This window comes from Brachybacterium sp. p3-SID957, from assembly GCF_025144775.1.
GTDB classification, from domain to species: domain Bacteria; phylum Actinomycetota; class Actinomycetes; order Actinomycetales; family Dermabacteraceae; genus Brachybacterium; species Brachybacterium epidermidis.
This window is the reverse complement of the sequence record NZ_JALXKT010000104.1, coordinates 1-4,499: the sequence shown is the minus strand read 5'-3', so window position 1 is coordinate 4,499 and position 4,499 is coordinate 1. Positions and strand designations below refer to the sequence as shown.

The 4,499-nt window shown below is 70.5% G+C and carries 4 protein-coding genes; 1 reads left to right on the top strand and 3 read right to left on the bottom strand.

Going from position 1 to position 4,499, the window contains the following annotated elements; all coding sequences use genetic code 11:
* From M3B01_RS14385 to M3B01_RS14375, 3 genes are all read right to left on the bottom strand, one after another.
* Positions 1-590, bottom strand: a 590-nt coding sequence (locus tag M3B01_RS14385) for a transglycosylase family protein (protein WP_259793211.1), incomplete at its 3' end; no start/stop codon positions are given.
* A 270-nt stretch (positions 591-860) separates the two neighbouring features.
* Positions 861-2,153 (bottom strand): hypothetical protein, encoded by a 1,293-nt coding sequence (locus M3B01_RS14380; RefSeq protein ID WP_259793208.1) that lies wholly within the window; start codon positions 2,151-2,153, stop codon positions 861-863.
* 23 nt (positions 2,154-2,176) lie between these two features.
* Positions 2,177-3,577, bottom strand: coding sequence for an MFS transporter (locus M3B01_RS14375; protein WP_396123390.1), 1,401 nt, complete (start codon positions 3,575-3,577; stop codon positions 2,177-2,179).
* A gap of 146 nt (positions 3,578-3,723) precedes the next feature.
* On the opposite strand from M3B01_RS14375, the gene M3B01_RS14370 reads away from it, so the two are divergent.
* Complete coding sequence (locus M3B01_RS14370) at positions 3,724-4,293, top strand: hypothetical protein (protein ID WP_276545190.1); 570 nt, start codon at positions 3,724-3,726, stop codon at positions 4,291-4,293.
* Positions 4,294-4,499: the final 206 nt, after the last annotated feature.

Here is a 4,499-nt window from a genome sequence, read left to right as displayed (position 1 = left end):
CCGGTGGAGAGGCGGCCGTCCTGGCCGACACCGATCCAGGCCTCCAGGGCGCGGGCGGTCTTGGGGCCGAACTTGCCGTCCACCACCAATGCACCGGTGCTCGGAGCGGGAGTGGTCCCGCGATCGCCGCCACGGGAAGCGGCCGAGCCTCCGCCGGGCCGGGCGTTCGGGTCGGCCCCGCCGTTGGTTCGGGTCAGGCCGGCACGCTTGCCGCAGGTGGGCCAGGCTCCGGGGCCCTGCTGGTGCAGGGTGCGCTTGGCGACGGCGATCTGCTCGGCCTTGGTGGCCTGATGCGCCTGAGAGCCGTACTCGGTGCCGCCGAAGGCCCGCCATGTGGAGGGAGAGAACTGCAGGCCGCCGTAGTAGCCGTTGCCGGTGTTGATCGACCAGTTGCCGCCGGACTCGCACTGGGCGACCTTGTCCCACACGGAGTCGTCGGCGCTGGCGATGCCTGCCCCTGTGAGGCTGAGCCCTGCCGCCACGACGGCGCCGCCGGTGGCGGCTGCGATCTTGGGCGCCACGCGAGCGCCGCGGAAGTAGACGGCACCGCCTTCGGCGCGATGTGTGGGGGTACGACGGGGATCGGACATGGGGAGGCTCCTGGGGGGAAGGTGCGGGACCTGCCGGGGGGGCAGGGCCCGCTCGATCAGGCGGGGACGGCGAATCAAGCAGGGGACAGCGGGGTGATGCATCACGGAGTTCGACCCGCCAGCGACGCCGCCGGGAGGTCGGGCCTTCTTACACTGCCTGCAAAGCGCTGACTCCGGTAGTGCCTCCCCTTGCCTGGCCGCCGAATTTTGCGCGCTTTTTACGCAGGTCAGAGGCGATTCAGAATGACATCGATGTGATTCGTGGGCGGGTCACCCGCAGTCGACTGTTCCCGTCACCGCATCCGCCGAGACGGAGCTCTGCCCCGTCTCGGAGTCGTAGCAGACGACCACTCCGTACCGCCCGCTCGCCCCCAGCACGATGGCGTGGAGACCGCCTCCTGGGTCCTGGAACACCAGTGCGCTCACCTCGAAGTCCACGGTGATCGCTTCCTGGGCAGTGCCGTCTGGCCCCGCGTGCGGGGTGAAGCGTGCACTGCCACCGGTCCCGACGACGTCGAACCCTCCGTTGAGCGCAGGCGTGATCTCCAGCTGCGGCTGCTCGAGGATCTCCCAGGTCCCGCCCGAGGGCTGCCCGGCCTCCCGCTCCCCCACCGGTACCGAGAAAGGGCAGAGGTCGGGCTGGCGCGCCTGGCTGTCGGCACAGTCCTCGAGGTGGGATGAGACCTGCTGCTCGATCTCCTGTCGGCCCGCCTCGGTGATGTCGTAGCCCAGCTCCTGGCCCCGGATGTAGCGCGCCTCGGCCCCGAGGGACGGCAGCACGGTGATCTCGAGGGGAAGCGGTGCGACCAGCTCGCCCCTGTCGGGAAGGGCGATCTCGTAGGTGCCGGGCAGGAGCTGGAGCACCGTCTCGTACTGCCCGTCCACGGTGGGGCGACGCACGTGATCCATGGCCATGGTGGTGCCGTTGACCAGGAGCTCCCCCGCGAAGGGCGGCACGAGCAGCTCCACCGTCCCGTAGTCCACGGGATCCATGCGCCATTCCAGCGGGCTGTAGAAGTTCCGGGAGTGGCCGGTGAGGGTGACAGTGGACTCGTACTGGTGGGTGCCGTTGTCGAGCAGCACGGTGGCAGTCGCGCTCTCCCCCTCCGTGCGGACCTCCAGCACCTCGTAGTCCTGCACCCGATCGGTGGCGGCGGAGTAGACCTCATCGGTCATGGCCGCGGTGCCGGGCCCGCTGCCGGTGGAGGTGTGCTCGCGCAGGGTGGCCGTGTCACCTAAGACCAGGGCATCGAGGTACTCGCGCACCATCGCCTCCGGACCCCGGCCGCGGTTCAGCAGCGCGGGCAGGACGATCCCAAGGCCGATCACCAGGGCCAGCACGGCAGCAATGGCGATCAGCCGACGTCGGGACTTCTCTTTCCCCGCACCGCCGACGCGGCCCTCCGGCTCGGTTCGCGTCTGTGCCGACGCGGGGGCGGACGTGCCGCTGGCGGGGCGGTCCTCGGGGCCGGGCACCTCGTCCCACCCGGCGGGGATGCCGGACGCGTCGTCCCACCCGGTGGGGATGATGCGCGCCTGGCCCCGTTGCCTGCGCCTGCTCATCTCGTGCTGTCCCCCGGTTCTTCTCACAAAGCGCCCGGCTGGGCCTTCTCACGGGCCCGGTCATGGATGCTCACGCCCATCGCGATCACGGTCAGCACCATGATGACCACCAGGGCGATCATGAACGCCTCGAGCCATTCGGTGCCGGACTCGGTCAGCGAGAAGATCACGCCGGGGATCATGGCGGTGCCCAGGGCAGCGCCCACGCGCTGCCCCAGCTGCAGGATGCCGCCGGCCACGCCGCCGTAACGGGGGTCCACGGAATTCAGGGTGAGGGTCTGGTTCGGCGAGATGGTCATGCCGTTGCTCAGTCCCATGAGCGTCAGCGGGACGGCCAGGAACCAGAAGGAGATCGCGCCCGACTCGACGGGGCCGGCCAGCAGGGCGGTGCCGCCCAGACCGACGAGCGCCACGGCGAAGCCGTAGATGACCATGCGGCGGCCCAGGGCGAGCACGTACCGCCCGGCGATCTGCGAGGAGACGGCAGCCGCCATGGCCGAGGGCAGTCCCAGCAGGGAGGCCTCGAACGCGGTGTGGTCCAGGTGCATCTGCAGGTACAGCGGGACGATGATCCAGATGCTGGTGGAGCCCAGGAAGTACACCGAGACGATGAGGATGCCGTTGCGGAACGCCTTGTTGGCGAAGATCGCGGGGTCCACCATCGGGGGGCGGCCCTTGCGCTTGTAGCGCTGCTCCCAGCCCCACCACAGGCCCACCAGCAGCAGCCCCACGGGGAAGGCCAGCCAGATCAGGGCGTCCACGCCGCGCTCCAGGAACGGCAGCATGATGCACACGATCGCCACGGACAGCAGGATCGTGCCCACCGGGTCGAGGTCCGCGCGTCGGCCGGTGCGGGAGGCGCGGTCATCGGGCAGGTAGCGGAAGGCGCCCAGGATGGCGAGCACGCCGATGGGGACGTTCATGAAGAACATCCAGCGCCAGCCCTGGTCGGGCCCCAGGATCTGGATCAGCAGGCCGCCGATCACGGGGCCGACGGCCGTCGCGACGGCCACGGTGGTGGCCAGGAACGCGAAGGCCCGGGCGCGGTCCTGCCCACGGAAGTGCTGCTGGATCAGGCCGACCGTCTGCGGGTTCAGCAGGCCCGAACCGATGCCCTGCAGGATGCGGGAGACGTTGAGGATCTCCACGCTGGGCGCGAAGCCGGAGAGCAGGGAGCCCAGGGTGAAGATCCCGATGCCGATCACGAGCATGCGACGCCTGCCGGTGGCATCGCCCGCGCGCCCGGCCGGCACCAGCAGCATGCCGAAGGCGAGGGCGTACCCGGAGATCACCCACTGCAGGCCGCCGGAGGTCGCATCCAGGCTCTCGCCGATGGCGGTCAGCGCCACGTTGATGACGCTCACGGCAACAAGAGCCATGAACAGTGGGGCGAGGAGGACGGCGAGCAGGGGCTTGCGCCGCACCGGGGGCGGGGCGGCGGGGTGGGCGGCGGAACTCACCTGTGCAGGATATGCCCCGGGCGCCGACTAAGCGTGTGAAGGGTCGCGCGAGGTGAAGCGGGCCGAGCCGCCGGTTGCGCCGCACGGACCGATCGCCGCCATACTCGAGCATGGCCTCCCTGCCCTTCTCGATCCTCATGGTGTGCACCGGCAACGTGTGCCGGTCACCGTTCGCCGAAGCACTGCTGAGACGCCGACTTGCAGGGAGCGGCGTGGCGGGAGTCGAGGTGCGCTCCAGGGGAACGATGGCGCTGGTAGGAGCGCCGGTGGCCGCCGAGATGCTGCCGGAGTTCGCACGGTTCGGCCTCTCGCCCGACGGGCTGGTCGGGGCGCAGCTGGATCAGGCTGCCGCGGTCCGTGCGGATCTGATCGTGACGATGAGCAAGCGGCAGCGGGCGTGGATCATCGAGGAATGGCCCGCAGTAGGGCTACGCACGGTGATGCTCACCTCAACCGGTGCGCTGGCTGACTCCGGCGCGTCAGCGGACTCACCCCCCGGCGTGGGCGCAGGAGCGCATCGGGCCGGGATCCGCGCCTGGGCGCGGTCGGGTGTGCAGCTTTCGGCCGCCGACGTGCTGGATCCCTACGGCCGCTCCCCCGAGGTGGCGCGCCGATCGGCCGACGTGATCGCGGGGCACGTCGCAGAGCTCGGCCGGTGGCTGGGCACGGGTGACACCTGAGGGCCAGCACACCAGCGTGGATCCCAGACGCGCGTTGTCCAGCACAGCGGCGCAGTGATCGAACCAGCCCGGCTCAGCGGGACAGCCGGGTGGGCAGGGCCTTCTTAATGCCCGAATAGGGCGGCTAGAAGTAGTTGGTCATGACGTTGTCGACGCCGGTGCGGAGGCGTGAGGCCGGGGGCTGATCGCCGCGGGCGGTGTGGGGC